This is a genomic window from Natronorubrum texcoconense (assembly GCF_900100335.1).
In the GTDB taxonomy this organism is placed as follows: Archaea; Halobacteriota; Halobacteria; order Halobacteriales; family Natrialbaceae; genus Natronorubrum; species Natronorubrum texcoconense.
Genome location: NZ_FNFE01000002.1, coordinates 126,033 through 142,562, shown reverse-complemented (window position 1 = coordinate 142,562; position 16,530 = coordinate 126,033). Strand labels below are relative to the sequence as shown.

At 64.6% G+C, this 16,530-nt stretch carries 19 protein-coding genes and 1 pseudogene; 8 read left to right on the top strand and 12 right to left on the bottom strand.

Translation table 11 applies throughout. The features are described from left to right. Positions 1-17 precede the first annotated feature (17 nt). Positions 18-923, bottom strand: coding sequence for a glycosyltransferase family 2 protein (locus BLT08_RS06960; RefSeq protein WP_090304298.1), 906 nt, complete (start codon positions 921-923; stop codon positions 18-20). A 172-nt stretch (positions 924-1,095) separates the two neighbouring features. After that, on the bottom strand, positions 1,096-1,803 hold the full coding sequence (locus tag BLT08_RS06955; protein WP_090304296.1) for a class I SAM-dependent methyltransferase: 708 nt from the start codon (positions 1,801-1,803) through the stop codon (positions 1,096-1,098). 325 nt (positions 1,804-2,128) lie between these two features. On the opposite strand from BLT08_RS06955, the gene BLT08_RS06950 reads away from it, so the two are divergent. The 4 genes from BLT08_RS06950 (at position 2,129) to BLT08_RS06935 (ending at position 5,080) form a co-directional block, all read left to right on the top strand. After that, entirely contained in the window at positions 2,129-2,410 is a 282-nt protein-coding gene (locus BLT08_RS06950; protein WP_090304294.1) for a MarR family transcriptional regulator, read from the top strand. A gap of 114 nt (positions 2,411-2,524) precedes the next feature. Continuing rightward, a complete protein-coding gene (locus BLT08_RS06945) occupies positions 2,525-3,319 on the top strand; it encodes an MBL fold metallo-hydrolase (RefSeq protein WP_090304293.1) in 795 nt (264 codons plus the stop codon). 131 nt (positions 3,320-3,450) lie between these two features. Continuing rightward, complete coding sequence (locus BLT08_RS06940; RefSeq protein ID WP_090304291.1) at positions 3,451-4,233, top strand: YkgJ family cysteine cluster protein; 783 nt, start codon at positions 3,451-3,453, stop codon at positions 4,231-4,233. Positions 4,234-4,312: 79 nt separating this feature from the next. Further along, the gene (locus tag BLT08_RS06935; protein ID WP_090304289.1) at positions 4,313-5,080 is read left to right on the top strand and encodes a geranylgeranylglyceryl/heptaprenylglyceryl phosphate synthase; all 768 of its coding nucleotides are present in this window, start codon (positions 4,313-4,315) and stop codon (positions 5,078-5,080) included. A 147-nt stretch (positions 5,081-5,227) separates the two neighbouring features. Here the strand turns inward: BLT08_RS06935 and BLT08_RS06930 are convergent, their stop codons facing one another. Further along, on the bottom strand, positions 5,228-5,581 hold the full coding sequence (locus BLT08_RS06930) for an ArsR/SmtB family transcription factor (RefSeq protein ID WP_090304287.1): 354 nt from the start codon (positions 5,579-5,581) through the stop codon (positions 5,228-5,230). Between the two features lie 104 nt (positions 5,582-5,685). Between BLT08_RS06930 and BLT08_RS06925 the strand changes: the two genes are divergently transcribed. Next, positions 5,686-6,339, top strand: coding sequence for a helix-turn-helix domain-containing protein (locus BLT08_RS06925; protein ID WP_090304285.1), 654 nt, complete (start codon positions 5,686-5,688; stop codon positions 6,337-6,339). 123 nt (positions 6,340-6,462) lie between these two features. On the opposite strand, the gene BLT08_RS06920 is transcribed toward BLT08_RS06925, so the two are convergent. Both BLT08_RS06920 and BLT08_RS06915 read right to left on the bottom strand, forming a co-directional pair. Beyond that, positions 6,463-6,867, bottom strand: a complete 405-nt coding sequence (locus tag BLT08_RS06920) for a TRAM domain-containing protein (protein WP_006092272.1) — start codon at positions 6,865-6,867, stop codon at positions 6,463-6,465. A gap of 171 nt (positions 6,868-7,038) precedes the next feature. Beyond that, positions 7,039-8,763: a radical SAM protein gene (locus BLT08_RS06915; protein WP_090304282.1), complete on the bottom strand. Its 1,725-nt coding sequence runs from the start codon at positions 8,761-8,763 to the stop codon at positions 7,039-7,041. Positions 8,764-8,964: 201 nt separating this feature from the next. On the opposite strand from BLT08_RS06915, the gene BLT08_RS22910 reads away from it, so the two are divergent. Together BLT08_RS22910 and BLT08_RS06910 are read left to right on the top strand one after the other, a co-directional pair. Further along, positions 8,965-9,123 (top strand): DUF7559 family protein, encoded by a 159-nt coding sequence (locus tag BLT08_RS22910; RefSeq protein ID WP_175529255.1) that lies wholly within the window; start codon positions 8,965-8,967, stop codon positions 9,121-9,123. 168 nt (positions 9,124-9,291) lie between these two features. Continuing rightward, complete coding sequence (locus BLT08_RS06910) at positions 9,292-9,753, top strand: Hsp20/alpha crystallin family protein (RefSeq protein WP_090304280.1); 462 nt, start codon at positions 9,292-9,294, stop codon at positions 9,751-9,753. Positions 9,754-9,781: 28 nt separating this feature from the next. Here the strand turns inward: BLT08_RS06910 and BLT08_RS06905 are convergent, their stop codons facing one another. From BLT08_RS06905 to BLT08_RS06895, 3 genes are all read right to left on the bottom strand, one after another. Then, positions 9,782-10,975 (bottom strand): NAD(P)/FAD-dependent oxidoreductase, encoded by a 1,194-nt coding sequence (locus tag BLT08_RS06905; RefSeq protein WP_090304277.1) that lies wholly within the window; start codon positions 10,973-10,975, stop codon positions 9,782-9,784. Further along, positions 10,972-11,736 carry a creatininase family protein gene (locus tag BLT08_RS06900; RefSeq protein ID WP_090306052.1) on the bottom strand — a complete coding sequence of 255 codons (765 nt, stop codon included), beginning with the start codon at positions 11,734-11,736 and terminating at the stop codon, positions 10,972-10,974. The genes BLT08_RS06905 and BLT08_RS06900 overlap by 4 nt, the downstream gene beginning before the upstream one ends. A 352-nt stretch (positions 11,737-12,088) precedes the next feature. Then, positions 12,089-12,868: a DUF7388 family protein gene (locus tag BLT08_RS06895; protein WP_090304275.1), complete on the bottom strand. Its 780-nt coding sequence runs from the start codon at positions 12,866-12,868 to the stop codon at positions 12,089-12,091. 205 nt (positions 12,869-13,073) lie between these two features. On the opposite strand from BLT08_RS06895, the gene BLT08_RS06890 reads away from it, so the two are divergent. Further along, complete coding sequence (locus tag BLT08_RS06890) at positions 13,074-13,760, top strand: DUF502 domain-containing protein (protein ID WP_090304272.1); 687 nt, start codon at positions 13,074-13,076, stop codon at positions 13,758-13,760. Positions 13,761-13,773: 13 nt separating this feature from the next. Here BLT08_RS06890 and BLT08_RS06885 read toward each other — a convergent pair. The 4 genes and pseudogenes from BLT08_RS06885 to BLT08_RS06875 all read right to left on the bottom strand — a co-directional run bounded on the left by BLT08_RS06885 (position 13,774) and on the right by BLT08_RS06875 (position 16,512). Next, positions 13,774-15,049: pseudogene (locus BLT08_RS06885) on the bottom strand (RNA-guided endonuclease InsQ/TnpB family protein). 3 nt (positions 15,050-15,052) lie between these two features. Beyond that, positions 15,053-15,202, bottom strand: a complete 150-nt coding sequence (locus BLT08_RS22520; protein WP_139171286.1) for a DUF2080 family transposase-associated protein — start codon at positions 15,200-15,202, stop codon at positions 15,053-15,055. Between the two features lie 203 nt (positions 15,203-15,405). After that, positions 15,406-15,999: an NUDIX hydrolase gene (locus BLT08_RS06880; RefSeq protein ID WP_090304269.1), complete on the bottom strand. Its 594-nt coding sequence runs from the start codon at positions 15,997-15,999 to the stop codon at positions 15,406-15,408. Positions 16,000-16,032: 33 nt separating this feature from the next. Continuing rightward, complete coding sequence (locus BLT08_RS06875; RefSeq protein ID WP_090304266.1) at positions 16,033-16,512, bottom strand: DUF7109 family protein; 480 nt, start codon at positions 16,510-16,512, stop codon at positions 16,033-16,035. Between the last annotated feature and the right edge of the window lie 18 nt (positions 16,513-16,530).

Here is a 16,530-nt window from a genome sequence, read left to right as displayed (position 1 = left end):
CTCAGCGACAGCGCGGCTTACTCCTCGCGGCGATCGTACAACTGCACCGCCCGGTCGTGACGCACTGACAGCCCGTTCGGGTTTCGTTGTGCCGACCGGTCGGCGTAGCGAGCGCGGAGGCCGTCACCCAGGCCGCGGGCCGCGTTGCTGACGACGTCGGTACCGTTGGAGACCCACCCGGTCGGCTTCTCCTCTCCCGCGACGACGCCGCGAATGCTCGCGAACCCGTCGCGGAGCGCGCTCCCGACGGTTCGGCCGAGAACCGTCGGTCGCGGTCCGTAGTTCTTCGCGAGTCGATAGGACAGCGAGCGGTAGGTCCCTCCCCAGTCGGGGTCGGTCCGTCCGCCGTCGGTCCCGACCTCACATCTGGCGGCCATCTCCGCGTCCCAGGCGACGTCGAAGCCGAGACCGGCCACGCGGTGGGCGCAGTCCCGCTCGCCGTCGACCTCGAGGTACTCGTCGAATCCGTCCAGTGCCTCGAGGACGGTCCGGTCGAACGCGACGTTGTCGCCGTCGAAGTGCGTGACGCTGCGACCCTTGATGGATCGTGGCTTTCGAAGCTCGTAATCGGTGCCGCCGCCCGTGACGGGGCCGGTGACGACGTCCGTGCCGTCGGCGATCAATCGTTCGACGGCCTCGTACCAGCTGTGTTCGATCGCGTACTCGCCATCGAGGAAGGCGACGACGTCGCCGGTGGCCGTTCCGAGACCCGCGTTTCTCGAGACGTTGGGATTTCGCTCGGAGATTTCGACGAGCACGTCCACGTCGGTGCGGTCGCGAACGACGCCGGTCGTCCCGTCGGAGGACGGTCCGTTGACGACGATGACTTCCGTCGACGGCGGTGCTCGCTTCGCGAGTGCGTCGAGACACGATACTAACTGCTCCCGGTCGTTGAGCGTCGATACCACCACCGAGAGCTCCATACCTTGTGGTAGCGTTCGTCGGTAGTAAAAACAGGGGGGTTTCCCGCCGAGTGACGATCACTGCATCGTCTCAAGTCGTTCACACGTCGCGAACGAGAAACACGTGGCTTCGAGAGAGAACCCAACGGCTGGGAAAACCCGAGACAGGGCCGCCGACGACTGCAGGTAGCCGTCAGCGAACCCGCGTGTTCCAGTAGGAGACCGACGCGAGGTGGTCGGTGACCGGCAGTTTTCCGATGGTCTCGTCTATCGTCCGGATCGGTGAGGCGAGCACGTTCGGAATCGACCGGTAGAAGCCGTAGGGGACGATGAAATCGTCTTCGACGTCGACCAGGGTCAGGTTCGTCTTGGCCAGCAAGACGGCGACTTCGCTCTTCGAGTAGAGTCGCGACCCCATCGGCAGCGCCCAGTTGTAGATACTGCGCGAACTGAACCGATTGAACGTGTCGAAGACGATCTGCTCGCGCGACACGCGACGCATCTCTTCTAAGAACGCCTTCGGATCGTCCGCGAGGTGGAAAAACCGCATCGCGACGACGGTATCGAAGTGGTCGTCCGGGAACGGAAGCCGTCCCGCGTCACCTCGCAAGAACTCGAGCGTCCCCTCGAGTTCGACGTTCTGGGCCTTCTTCCGGCCCTGCTGTAACATTGCCGCCGAAATATCGAGTCCAACGACGTCGGCGCCTTGCTCGGCGAGCATCACCGAGAACCGCCCGGTACCACAGGCGATCTCGAGGATGTTCCGGTCCTCGACGGGCATGATGGCCTCGAGGACGGCTGCTTTCTCCCGGCGGTCGATCAGCTGTCCGCCCTGGGAGAATCGCTTGTCGTCGTACTCCTCGGCGACGTCGTCGGCCTGGTACCACTCCTGTCCTTTCACACTGGGCGCAACTACAGTAGCCGGAGGATAAAACGATACTGGAGTCTATCGGCGAGTGGACACGCAGGTGCCGACCCGAATCGAGCCAGCGGTGTCGACGATTCGTCGGAACTGATCCTCGAACTGAGAGTCCAGTGACGGTGACTGACGGACACTCGCTCGCCGGGGAATCGACTCCGAGCGACCCAGTATATAACTACAATCGGAAGACTGCGGCGGGATGCACGTTCTGTGTTAATACCTCATTCATACTCCTTATACAAACTGGACTATTCGTATCTACATATAGGGAAGCTTTACCACTGGCCATTCCGCTGTGGTAGGTATGAGCATGAGTACAGCCGAGGACCGTGCCGGTGCTGCCGAAGAAACCCTCTCAGAGGACGAATACCGCGACCGTCTCCGTGACCTGCCGCCGAGTGCGAAACTGGTCGCGAAAGTGCTCGAGACCGACTCGCCGCTCTCGCAGGGCCAGCTCGCCGAGGAGTCGCTCCTGCCCGACCGAACCGTCCGCTACGCGCTCAATCGCCTCGAGGACGTCGGTCTCGTCGGCTCCCGATACAGCTTCCGCGACGCGCGCAAACAGGTTTACTTCCTCAAACACTGACCGCCTGGCAGCCCGGTCCACATCTGTACGGGGGTACGGATGGGGGTGGTCCGCCGGCGTCAGTTCGAGCGACCTGTCGACACACACTTTTTCGCCCGCTGCAACGCTCGAGATATGCATCTCACCCGACTGGCGATTCCGGTCGCGACGCGCGCACCGGGCGGGGCGACCAACGCCTACCTGCTCGGCGACGACTCCGCGATGCTCGTCGACCCCGCGGCGCGGACCGACGAACTCGACCGGCTGGTTCGCGACCGCGGCGTCGAACACGTGCTCGTCACGCACACCCATCCCGACCACGTCGGCGCCGTCGAATCGTACGCCGCAGAGACGGACGCGACGGTCTGGGCGCGATACGGCCGCGTCGACCGGTTCCGCGAGGCGACCGGCGTCGCTCCCGATCGAACGTTTTCTCCGGGGACGACGATTCCGCTCGGCGACGACCGCGTTCGCGTCCTCGACGCGCCCGGACACGCCCCCGACCACGTGGCCCTCGAGGCCGGCCGCGACGGGCCGATCCTGTGCGGTGACTGTGCCGTCCGCGAGGGCAGCGTCGTCGTCGGCGCGCCGGAGGGCGACATGCGCGCCTACGTGACGACCCTGCGTCGTCTCTGGGCGGCCGACCCGCCGGCGCTCCATCCCGGTCACGGGCCGGACATCGACGCGCCACGCGAAACCCTCGAGCGACTGCTCACCCACCGAAAGCGCCGGGAAGGGAAGATTCTCGAGGCCGTCGACTCCGGTGGGCACACGCTCGAGGAGATCCTCGATACGGCCTACGAAAAGGATCTTTCGGGGGTCCGTGATCTCGCCCGCGCGACGGTCGTTGCCCACCTCGAGAAACTCGACGTCGAGGGACGCGTCCGGTGGGACGGCGAGCGATCGGTGCCGGCCGCGCGGACCGACTGATACGGATTACTGTAACGATTTACCGGCGCAACCGCGATCCGGGCGGCGGTTGCGCCGGAAATGACTTACAGTAAACCGTATGAACGGCGAGGGAGCGACTGCCTTTTCTGCCCTCGCAGGGAGTATCCGGTATGCAATCGCTCGAGGCCGAACTCGAGGAGGCCCGCCAACTCGCCGTCGACGACCTCGCGGACGCCATCGAGTCGATCGGCTTCGAGTGTACCCGCTGTGGGGCCTGCTGCAAGGGCCACGGCGAGGACGAACACACCGCGACGGTGTTTCCGGACGAGGTTCGCGACCTCGAGGCAAGCGCGGCCCAACGGGCCGCGGACAATCAAGTAGCGAGGGACTCCGAGAGTCCCTCGGACCGTGTGAGCGCCTCGTCGAGCCGCGAGCAGACGGTGGAACCGCGAGATAGCGAGGGTTACGAGGGCGAGTACGACTGGCGCGACGTCGCCCGCCCGATGCCGTACGGCCTGTCGGAGACCGAAAACGGCGACCTCGAGGGCGAGACATTCGAGTGGGCGCTCCAGACGGACAGCTGTGGGGACTGCACCTTCTACGAGGAGGATGAGGACGGAACCGGGGCCTGCGCTGCCCACGACGATCGACCACTGATCTGTCAGACCTACCCCTTCAGCGTCGCACTGGCCGGAACCAGCCAGCCGATGGGCGAAGCCGTTGATACGGAAGGCGTCGTCCGCGCCCACGAGTGCGAGGGGCTCGGTCGAGCCATCGCCCGCGAGGACGCCGAGGACCTCGCTCGCGCGCTGAAAGAACGCGCCGTGCGAGAGATCGAGGAAGCCATCGCCGTCCGAGAGACGTACGAGCCCGCCCCACCGGACCCCGGCGAGGTCGTCGTCCACGACTCCGAGGGGGCGAAACGGATCGACGGGACGCCGCTCGACGACTGAATCGTCACCCAACGGGGACCGACCTCCGACCGACCGCGAAACCGACAGGGAGTTGAGACCGTTCTTCGAAGGCCTCTGCATGACACTCGACTGGGACGGGGTGACCCACATCACGAAAGTCGATCCCGCGAAGCCGTTACCGGATGCTCTCGACGTGCTCGAGGGAACCGATCTGGTGATCGTCGGCGGCTCCGACGACGTCACGGAGGCGAACACGCTCGAGGCGATCCGAGCGATCGACGACGCACATCCCTCGACACCCGTCTTTCAGGAGCCGTACAGTTCGGACCACGTCTCGCGAGAGACGATCGACGCTGCGGACTTCGTCGCCGTTCCGGCGGTCTACAACGGCGACCGAGAGCATTTCGTCGGCAAACACGTCGATCTCTTCACCGAGGTCGGACGCACGCCAGAGGAACTCCTCGGGGCCGGACTTCCGGTCGTCGGCGATTTCGTCGCGTCCAAGGGCGTCGACGCGATCGCCGAACTCACGACGAGCCTGATCGGCGAGGGCTACGTCGTCCAGCACCTCGACTCCGCGGCGGCGACCACGTCGGGGGTCGAGGCTACCTACACACCGGAGGAAGTCGCCGGCGCCGCGCTCGCGACGGAGGCGTTCTACGGCTTCCCGATCTTCTACGTCGAGTACTCCGGCCGCTACGGCGGTCCCGAAGATGTCGAAGCCGCGGCGCGCTATCTCGAGGACACCACGCTCCTCTACGGCGGTGGCATCGACAGTCAGGAGAAGACGACGGAAATCCTCGAGGCCGGCGCGGACGCCGTCGTCGTCGGCGACTGTTTCCACGACGATCCGGAGACGTTCCGGGATACGATTCCGAGGACGTGAGCTGGCGGCGCGTCGCGGCTGGCGGTTGGTACATCTCCTCGGACGGTGGCTATGTGGTCGGTACACATCCTTGGACGACGCCCGTTCAACCGGTATACATCCGACCGAACGCCGACCCTGGATTCGGTCTGCAACCGACTTCGATCGTTACGATAGCCTGCGTTCCCGGCTCCGCTGCGTACGGTCGGTTCGGACGGTCGTCGTTACCCCGTCTTCACCGATCCGAAGGGTCACGCTCTCGAGCGTCGTCCAGTACTGTTTGTAGTGGTTCCCGCCAGCGTCGAGCAGCAGCTTCGACGCGACGAGTCCCGCCCGCTCTAACTGGTCGAGGCGCCGATACGCCGTCGGCTTCGAGATTCCCGTGGTCTCGACGATCTGCTGCACGGCCATCGGTTCGTCAAGTATCGTCCGAAGGACCCGACGAGCGTACCGATCACCGAGCAGTTCGAGCAATTCGTCGGTCGACGGTGTCGAGTTCTCCGACGTTCCGTTCCGTGCCATCGTTCAAACCACTGCTTCGGCCCCGCCAAACTGTTGGGACGAATCGTTTCGCAATTATATAAGTGGCCTCGCCGAGATAGCAGGGACGGACGAGGCCGAACGCAATGAACGCCATTCGGGTCGCGATTACGCACACGGAGACGACGATCCATCCGATCCACTCGCTCGTCTGTACCGCTCCAGCGGTGTCTCGAGAGCTGATTCTGTACGTCACGATCACCGACGGGATCGAAACGACGATCAACTACGTGGAAGGCGACCCGGACGTGTACGAATCGGCGCTCCGGACGGAGCTCGATATCGACGAGTACGAGATCTATTCGGACGGAGACGACGGCTGTTACTCCTATCTGAGAAACGAACTGGATGCGTACAACCGAGCGCTCGCGGCGGCGTTTCAACGCGAGACGCTCGCGGTGATCCCGCCGATAGAGTACCTGCCCGACCGGCGAATGGTCGTCTCGCTCGTGACCACGTCCAGCGACTTTCGGGAGCTCCGCGAGGAGATCCCGGACGAGTTGACGGTCGACGTGATCTCCGTCGGCTCCGTCCCGCAGATCGCACACGCTCCGCTCACGGTCGATCAACGACGAGCGCTCGAGGTCGCTTGGGAGCTCGGCTATTACGAAATTCCGCGGACGGCGACGCTTCAGGACATCGCGGATCGACTCGACTGCGCGGTTTCGACCGTCTCCGATCTGCTGCGACGGGGACAATCGAGTCTCGTCGCCGCAGCCCTCGACGTGAACGAGCACTAATAGGACCGTTCGGACGACGCCACTGCAACACCAACTCTTCGTTGACGACGTCTCTCGGGGAGCTAACACGGACCGGGGTCGAGCGTGACCGCAGACCGCTCGAAAACCCGGATAACTGATCGGTTAGAACGTTTCCTCGATGATCTCGCCGACGGCGAAGTTCGATTTGACTTCGGTGACTTCGACTTTGACGCGCTCGCCGACGTCGGCGCCGGGAACGATGATGACGTAGCCGCGTTCGACGCGAGCGATACCGTCCCCCTGTTTCCCGATGTCTTCGATCTCGACGTAGCGCGTTTCGCCGACGTCGACCGGTGGCTGCGGTTCGGACGGTGCCGTCTGTGGCTGGGCCGTCGTCTCCTCGGTCTCGGTCGACTCCTCCCGTGAGATGAGTGCGACTCGATACACTTCTTCCGGGTCGATGTCGCCGGTTTCGACCTCTTGACGTGGTACTTCGATGACGTAACGATCCTCCTCTGCTGAAACGTCCGCACTGAACAGACACAGGAGTTTTTCAGATATTTCCACAGTAGACCCTCGATTTCACCTCTTATGCTCATTCGTAATAGAACTACCGACAGATCGGGCGTCTGAACAGTTGAAAGAAAGTACGGATGTCGGACGGCAACATATAACACACACCCGAAAAAGGGACCGAATCGGCTCGAGAGAGCCGAACGGAGACGCTTGAGGCGTCGATCACCGCGCGTGCTCGAGACCGCGTGCCGTCACGAACTGCGAGAGATCGAACTGGGTCTCGAGGTCGGCGTCCGCAACGGTCTCGTAGGGGCGATTGATGACGATGTCGCCCGCGGTTCGGTCCCCGATTCCGGGGATGGCGGTGAGTTCGTCCATCGACGCGTCGTTGAGATCGAGCGGATAAGGGACGCCGGTGACGGAGCGATAGCCGTGATCGACGACGGCGACGTCGATCGTCCGCTCGAGTTCGCGCTCGCCCGGGATGCCGACGAGCAGCGGGTAGGTGCCGAGTTGGCGGCCGAAGGTCTTGCCGTCCTGGTGGTACTCGAGGTGGACGTTCGGGAGGACGGTGCCGGGCGGGGCGACGCGCTCGAGCATCGGCTGGTCGATCTCCTCGCGGACCCGCGTCTTGTACCGCTTGAACAGCTGTTTGTGCTCGTTTGCGATTTCGGCTCCCGTATCGCTCATGTCGGTGCCGTCGAAGGCCATCACCTGCCGGATGTTGATCCGCCGGAGCATGTAGCCCTCGTCGTAGACGCGCTGGAGGAACTCACGATTTCGTTCGTAGGTTTCTTCGCGCTCGCCCTTGAGACCGTGTAAGAGGTTGATTCCGGGCAGGAGTTTCGGTAGTCGGGTCGGCGGACCGTTGTCCACTCCCTCAGTCTCCGAGCGCTCCTCGGGTCGCCAGCCCGCCTCTTCGTTGACGATCTTGACCGCTTGGAAACACTCCTCGGCGGTGACGTTCAGGTTGTTCTCTTCCTGCACGATGGGATCGGCCGACTCGAGCCCGAACGCGGCCGTGTCACCGGGCGTGTTGTGCTCGGCGATGATCCGGATCCCCTCGCGGCTCGCCTCGGGCCACTCGACGATCGTGATCGGGTTCATGTTGTCGAGGTGGAGCGTCTCGAGGTCGGGTGCGACCTCTCGGATGCCGCTGTACAGCTGTCGGAGGGCGTCGGGGTTCGGCGCCTCGCCGTCGCCGCCGTAGGCGAGGATGTCGGCCTGCCGGCCGATTCGGAAGTGTTTGACGCCGTAGTCCGAGAGGGCGTCGACCTCGCCGACGACCGACGGCGGCGGCCGGAACGTCGGGTTGCCGTAGAGCGGCTCCGTACAGAACGAGCAGCGGTAGGCACAGCCTCTCGAGGTCTCGAGTTCCGCGATGAGGTGATCCGGATGGTTCGGGTGTTGCTCGACGATGAACGCCCCCTCCTGGGCCCACCGCGACACTTCGTCGACGTCGCGCATCCGATTGTTGAATCCCTCGAGACCGCTCTCGACGAGGTCGTAGACCGCGGCCTCGACGTCGCCTTTGGCGACGAAGTCGAAGTCCAGATCCTGCCGTTCGGTCTCGGTCGCGCCGGCGTTCTCGTCGCCGACGCCGAACTTGACGGGGCCGCCCATCAGGCTCGTGCCGCCCGCCGTCCAGGCCATCTTTCGCACTTCGTCCGGTTCGGCGGGCGTGCCACCGACGTACTTACCGGGGACGGTCATCCCGCCCAGATAAATCAGCAGGTCGGCCTCGTCGACGTCCCGCCAGTAGTCCGGCTCGTCGCGAAGCCGATCGATCGTGTGGTACGTAATCTGCTCGCGTGGCACCCCCGCATCGATCAGCGCGCCGGCCGCGTATCGCGGATACGTCGAAATGTACGGCGGCACCCCGAAGTGGGCGGGCTCGTCGACGTAGCCGTCGACGATCGTTACCGACAGCGTCTCGGGGTCAGTCATGACGTCGGGTAGCGCCTCGAGTGGTAAAACGGTGACTACACCGAACGAACGTGTCCACCCCAGGGTCGTCGTCGATGAACCGCTCGCTGCTCGCGGCTGTAGTTCGTACGGGCGACCCGCAGCGAGTAGCCGAAGCCAGTACCGTCGAACCGATGGTTCCGTAACCCGGACGTTGATAGTCGTCGTGACCCAAGAGAGGGTATGCCACCGACGGAGGAACTCGTCTGCACCGCGGAGGACTGCTTTCTCGACCTGTTCGAGAACCACTACACGTACGACAAGCCCGACGACCTCGAGGTGACCGACCTCTCGTGTCCGGTTTGTGGGGGAAGCGACTGTCTCGAGCAGGTCGAACTGTAGCTTCCCGCCGCCGCCGCAGTTTCGTGAACGCGGAACTCGTCAGACGTTTATTTTGTTCTATCAAAAGAGATATGAATGGGGCTAGTGTAGCCGATGGTAAGCCATGTCCTCGACCCTCCTCACGGTCTCCGTTGCGGTCTCCAGCCCCGCATTCAGAGGTGACGCCCCATGAGCCCCAGCAACCTCCGCAAGTCGATCGGTAACGCCCTCTACCGACAGGTCGGCCGCGCGAACGGACGCGTCCAGCAACACCGCTCGCTGCCCGTCGACGTCCTCGAGAACGAGACGAGCTATCAGGTCGTCTTCGACGCGCCGGGTGCCGAACCCGACGACGTACAGGTCCGCTATCTGGAAGGAAACGTCAAGATCCGAATCGAGCGGTTCCGCCAGTTCCGCGACGGCTACGAGATGCGCTTCCCCGGCCGCGGAATGGAACTCGACGGCGAGGCCGAACTGCCGAACGACGCGGTCGTCGATCCCGATGCCGGCGAGGCCACGCTGACCGAAACCGGCACGCTGCGCATCGACATTCCGAAAGATTCCTCGATCGAGACGGAAGAATCGGAGCACGACGCCGACTCCGAACCTGCGTCGACGCCGGAAGCGGACGAAATCGCCGTCGACGACTGAGTCGTCTCCGCTCTGTTTCACCTTCGAATTACGGTTCCGACTCGATCGCCATCCCGTCGACGATCTCGAACGACTCGTCGCCGTCGAACCGGGTTGGATCGAACGCATCGATTCCGTCGTCGCCGAGTACCTGTTCTGCGAGTCGCTGACCGATCGCCGGCGCGCGCATGAAGCCGTGGCCCTGGAAGCCGGTCGCGACGTAGAGGCCGTCCCGTAGCTCGCCGACCAGCGGGTCCCGATCCGGCGTCGCCGTACAAAGGCCGGCCCACGCCCGCTCGAGTTCGAGATCCGCGTCCGGGAGCCGGTGTGAGACGCGTGCGAGCAGCTCCTCGGCGAAGTCGGGATTGGCGTCGCGCTCGTAGCCGTCCGGATCGGCCTCGACGTATTCGGTTCCATTGCCGACGAGCAAGCCGTCGGGATGGGGCCGCAAGTAAAAGAAGTCCGTCGCGTCGTAACACATCGGCTCCGCGAGGTCGCCGCTCGCGACGAGCGCCTGCACCCGGTAGGGTTTCATCGCGATCGGGATACCGGCGTCCGCCACAAGCTGTTTCGTGTGTGCGCCGGCGGTGACGACCACCGCGTCGACCTCGCGTTCGGTGCCGTCCTCGAGGACGACTCGCGACGGATCGGTGCGAACCTGCACCGGGGTATCCGGCTCGAGCGTCGCCCCGGCCCCGTTCGCTGCGGCGGCGAGACAGGCCGTGTACGTCGCGGGATCGGTGTAGCCCGCCCCGCCGGCGATGCCCGCGACTTCGACGTCGTCCGTTCGTAGCGACGGAAATCGATCCGCGAGGTCGTCGGCATCGGCCTCGAGCGCGACGATGCCGTGCTCCTGCATCCGGCCGACCTGCTCGCGGATCGCGTCGGCGCGCTCCGAGTCGCCCTCGCGGGCGAGCCAGACGTACGGACATTCGACGAACGGAAAGGTGTCGTCGCCCGAGAGGTCGCGGAACCGCTCGATCGCGTCGGTCCCGATCTCGGCGTCGAGCGGGTCCGCGAAGGCGTCGTAGCAGACGCCCGCCGCGCGGCCGCTCGACCCGCTCGCGATTGCCCCCTTCTCGTACAGCGTTACGTCGGCACCCTCCCGCGCGAGGTCGTAAGCCGTCGTCGCGCCGACGGCCCCCGCGCCGACGACGGCGATTTCGAGGCCGGCACCCGACTGGACGAAGGCGTCCGCGCCGACGGCGAGTTCGGGGTCGTCGCCGTTGTGATTTCCGCTCATTTGTGATCACGCGGCCAGCAGTCCGCGAGCGGTCGGTCGACGAGCCAGTCGAGCAGCGCGTGTAACTGGTCTCGGCCGGCGTCGAACAGTTGCGCACCCTTCTCGGGGTCGGCCTGCGTCGGCCGCCCAACTGCCCCGCTCTCGGAGAAATCGATCGTATCGAAACCGAGCGCAGCGCCGTGGACGGACTCGCCCCACGCCTCGCTCGCGCCGGCTTCGGCGGCCTCGAGCGCGTCCGGATCGACGAGATCCTCGCGGAGGTGCCAGAGCAGGCTCGACTCCATCGCGTCCGCGTGGCCGCCTTCCTCGTCGAACAGGTCGTCGGCGATGTCCGCGACGCTGTCCCACCAGTTCCACGGCGGGGCGAACGCCGTCTCCTCGTCGCGCAGGGTACGTGCGGCCCGTCGAAGTGCGCCCGAGTTTCCGCCGTGACCGTTGACGACGACGGCCTTCCGGACGCCGTGTGCGGCGAGACTCGAGATGGTCTCCTCGACGTAGCGTTCGAACGTCTCTGCGGTCACGTACAACGTCCCGTCGAACTGACGGTGGTGTTCGCTGACGCCGACGGGGATCGTCGGCAGGACGACCGCATCGTCGCGATCGACGGCCGTCCGGGCGAACGCTTCGGCGGCCAGGTGGTCCATACCGAGCGCCAGCGCCGGGCCGTGCTGTTCGGTACTCCCCGTCGGGAGCACCGCGACCTCGGCCCGATCTATGGCGTCGGCTGCAGTAGTCGTCGTGTGCTCGGCGAGCAGTGACATGCGCACTGCTGGGCGTCCCCGTTACTTATACTGTTGGTGATTCGACGCGTGAGACGGCGGGGGAATCGTCGAAATCTAACCGATTAAACCTCGTGCGGTGGCGCGCGCTGACGCGCGGCGAACGAGCAAGTGAGGCGCGCGTCGACGCTGCGCGAGGGATGAGCGAGTGAACTCGTGAACGAGCGAGTCGGTTGGGGAGGACGTGGCAATCCCCGTCGCCAGTACGAGCAGCATATTCGAACGCCCACTATTCACGATGTGTACTCGAGTGATTACTACTCGCTACAATCTGTTCCGTTCCACAGCCGTATGGAGGTGATCGAGCGACTTGCGATGACCAACAGACAGCGGCTTACTCGAGAAACGGCTCGAGCCCCTGCGCCGGGTAGCCGACGACCGTGGTTGCGCCGGCCTCGCGCAGCGCGTCGGTTTGTGCGCAGACGTCGTCGGGCGTGCCGGCGAGCGCGTAGTCGTCGGCCGCCTCGAGCAGGATCGCTCGAGCGCGACCGGTTGCGCTCGTACCGATCGCGGCGTCGTCGGGCAGCGCCCGCTCGACTGGCCGTCGACGGGAGACGTACTCCCCGACGGCTTCGAGGATGCGATCCTCGTCGTCGGTCAGGACCGTCGGCGCGTAGACGGCGATATCGCCCTCGAACCCGGCCGATCGGAGTGCCCGGAGCTCTCGGTGGGTCGTCCGCGAGAGCAGATCGTACTGGGTCGCGCCGGTCGCCATCGCGATCCGCTCGACGCTTTCGGTGCCGACCCAGGCGTCGGGCGTGGTCTCGAGGGCGGCACCGAGGCGGGGCGCGACGGCCCGATCCCGCTCCTCGTCGGTGAGGTAGGCGGGGTGGCCTGCGACGAGAACGCGCCCGACTGCGTCCGGGAGACCCGCAGCGATCGAGTCGTCCCCCAGCGGGTCGAAGCCGTCGGCTCGGACGGGCGTCGTGACTAACACGTTCGCGTCGCTCGAGAGCGACGTCAGGGTCTCGCGGGCGGGCAGATGGTCACGTCCCTCGTAGTCGATCGCGATCGTCTCGACCGGGAGCGATTCGGCCGCCGAAACGTCACACTCGGCGGGTTTCAGGGCGATCGCGTCAAGTCCGGCGCGGGCGACGGTGCTCGTAGTTAACATCGGTGGCGTACTCGCGTGACGTGTCGGCGACCCGGCGAGCCAGTGTCGATCGGTGGCTCGCGAGTGGCGGCGTCTACGCGACTATAGACGTCCTCTGCCGTCGGCGCGCAAAAATCTGGCGTTCCGACGCGGGTTCGGTTTCGGTCGCCACGAGTCCACAATCTACTCGTAGGAGGGGCCCCAGACTCAGGCTGTGAGTGGAGCAATGGACTCGGTGAAAGGGGACTTCGGACGCGGACTCATCGTTATCGGGCCCGTCCTCGTGACGCTGTTTATCGTCTACACCCTCTACTCGTTCATCGCGGGCTTTACGCCCGGTATCCTGCTCAACGCCGAGACGCTCGAGGTGTTCCTCCCGTGGCTTGGCGAGTACGCTCGCGAGCAACTCGCCGGCTTCCTCCGCGTGCTAGCGTTCATCGCGACTCTCGCGCTCGCGATGTACGCCATCGGCCAGACGACCGAGACGACGACCGGCGAGGTGTTCGAGGGAATCGTCGACTACCTGGCGAACCGCGTCCCCGTCATCCGGGTCGTCTACAACGCCTCGAAGACGGCCACCGAGACGACGATCGGAACGGGAGACACCCTCCAGACGCCGGTCAAGATCGATACCTGGGGCGGACTGCGGATGACGGCGTTCAAGACGGGCCGCACCTCGCCGGACGGACGGGTCCTCCTCTTTTTGCCCACGTCGCCGAACATCACGACGGGATTCGTTCTCGAGGTCGCACCCGAGGAGATCACCGAACTCGACGAGAGCGTCGAGGAAGCGCTGACGCGCGTCGTGAGCGCCGGATTCGGCGACGCGGACCGCGCGGAGCACGATCTCGACGACGCGTCGATCTCCGTCGTCGGCGAGCTGCAGTCGGACGGGAAACCGCCACAGCAGTGACTTCCTCCCCACCCTACTCGCTCACGGCTGACGCCGTTCGCTCCTCGAGGGTGGGGCTTCCTGTTTCCACGACGTTGTCAGACTACGTCTGACAGCCTGTCGAGGTTCCCTCGACAAACGCGCTTTGCAGGAACCGAATCGGTTCCCGTAGGGAGCGCAGTCTCCGCAGGCGTTGGTTCGGGACAGCCCGTCCCTACTTGCTTCAGACCGCGTACCAAGATGTTGTAGGCCGCGTTCCAGTCCCTGTCCGCCGTGAACCCGCACGAGGGGCACGAGTGCTCGCGAACCCACAGTGGTTTGTCCGTCTCGACGCCACAGGCCGCACACTCTTTGGTCGTTCCGGCGGGATCGACGGCGACGAAGTGCGTGCCTTCGCGTTCGCACTTGTACTCGAGCATTCGGAGGAACGTCCCCCACGCCGCTCCGGCACGGTTGCGGCTGTTTGACGGAAGTTCCATCAACCCCTTGGAGTCGAGGTCTTCGACGGCCACAAGGTCGTACTCTCGAGCGTAGTGATTCGAGAGCTTGTGCAAGAAGTCTCTGCGCTTTCGCTTCAGATCGGCGTGACGTTTGGCGACGACACGCTGTTGCTTGCGGTAGTTTGCTGATCCGTGATCTTTGCGCGAGAGTTTTCGTTGCTCGCGTTCCAACCGGGCGCGTTCGTCGGACAGGTCGGGACGTTCGACAGCCGTACCGTCGGTGTCGTGGGCGTACTTCAGGATACCCACGTCGATCCCGACACAGTCCTCGAGCGTCTTTGGTTTTGACGACGCGTTGCCCTCGGTTTCGATCCCGAGAACGGCGAACCACTCGCCGGTGGGTTCCTGCTTGACGACGACCTCTTTGATCGTGGCGTCGTCAGGAACGTCGCGGTGGTAGACCATCGGAATATCGCCGATTTTGGAAAGAGAAAGCACAGTACGGCCACTCGTGTTGTTGAGTTCGAAGCCGGTTTGACTGTACTTGATCGAGCGATATTCCTGCGGTGCCTTCCACTTGAGTTCGCCGACGTGGTAGCCGTTGTCCTTCCGCCCCTTCAGTGTTGAGAGGTTGTCGTACAGCCGCTGTACGACCTTCTGCAGCACTTTCGAATGGACTTGTTTCAGGTCGGTCCACCAGTTCTTGAGGTCGGGAAGGACTGACTGCTCGGAGTATGCCGAGGTTCCGTTCTCTCGGTTGAGTCGGTGTAGAAAGTGGTTGTAGACCTGTCTGCAGGTATCGACAGTCCACGCTAACCGTTCGTGGAGTTCGTTGGTCGGATTGAGCCGATACCTGTAGTTGTAGCGCATGGCCTACTCGTCTTCGTCGTTTGGGTCGGTGACGCGGACGACTTTGACAGTGGCACCTCGCCACCGCTTGGGAACGAGCACGTGAGCGCCGTTGCCGGTTGGTTTCACTTCGGCTTTGTGGACTTCGTGCCCTTCGACCTCGTACCGATCCATTACCAATGTTTACACTACGTAGAAACATGAAGCTACCGATAGCGTTGGCCTGCGGGCCTGCTGTAGAACAGTGCAAGAAACACAAGCGGCGCTGTATCCCCTCCCTGCTCGCTTCGCTCGCTGAGGAAGGGGCATTAGCGCCTCGATTTAGGTAAACTCGTCTCGGAAAACGGCTGTCGAAACCCCTCGAGTGGCCGAACTCCTTAGTAGTGTGTCCGATCGAGCCCTTCGGGCGCTTCGAAAGCTGTCGTCAACTCGAGCAGCTGGACGAGGATCCGCCCCGTCGCCCCCCAGACGGTGTAGCCGTCGACGTGGAAGTAGTGGATGACGACGTCGCCGTAGTAGGGGTGATCGCGCCGTTCGTACTCGTAGTTATCGGGGTCGAGCAGTCCCGACAACGGTAGGACGACGATTTCGGCGACCTCGTTGCCGTCGCCGACGTACTCGCGGTCGGGGACGCGGGCGACGAACGGCGTGACCGCGTACTCCGTGATCGTTCGGATGTCGTCGAGCTGGCCGATGACTTCGACTTCCCGGGGCTCGAGTCCGATCTCCTCGTTCGACTCTCGCAGTGCGGTGTCGAGAATCGTCTCGTCGACGGGTTCGGCGCCGCCGCCGGGGAAGCTCATCTGGCCGGGGTGTTCGCCGAGGTGGTCGGCCCGTCGGGTAAACAGCAGGTGATCTTCGCCGTCGCGCTCGATGACCGGGGCGAGGACGGCCGCGTCGTATTCCTGGTCGTCGATCTCGAGCGGTTCGTGGCTCGCGACCGGCTCCAGGGTCAGGGTCTTCTGTGACATGGGTGTTCGTCCGCGTTCACGGGGATTCGGGGCTCACTCGAGGCTCGCCTCCAGTCGGTCTCGTTCGCTCGCGAGGTCGACCGGCGCCCAGGCTTCGACGTCGTAGCTGACGTCGAGCAGGTGCCGGGTTCGATCGTCGTCGTCGGCATCGACGGCCGACTCGGCGGCGTCGACGAACTGCTCGTAGACCTGTTCACCGAGGGCGTCGCGATCGAATCGACGGCGGTCGATATCGAGGATGTGCGGGACGTCTTCGGCGTGCTCGGGGACCGACGGAAACGCCGTCGGGCCGGCGACGAGCAGGGACTGACGGTCGTCGTCGACGCGCCGCTCGTACTCGACGAGGGCGAAGCTCTCGAGGGCGTCGTCGATCGCCGCCTCGAGCGCCGACTCGTCGACGGACTGGCCGTCGGCGCGGAACGCGGCTTCCGAGAGCGCCCGCTCGAGTTCCGGCCGGGTCAGTCCGCCGAAGAGGTCGACGACCCCTGCCAGTTCGTCGGCGGTCGCGTTCATACCCGCCACAACGAAGGG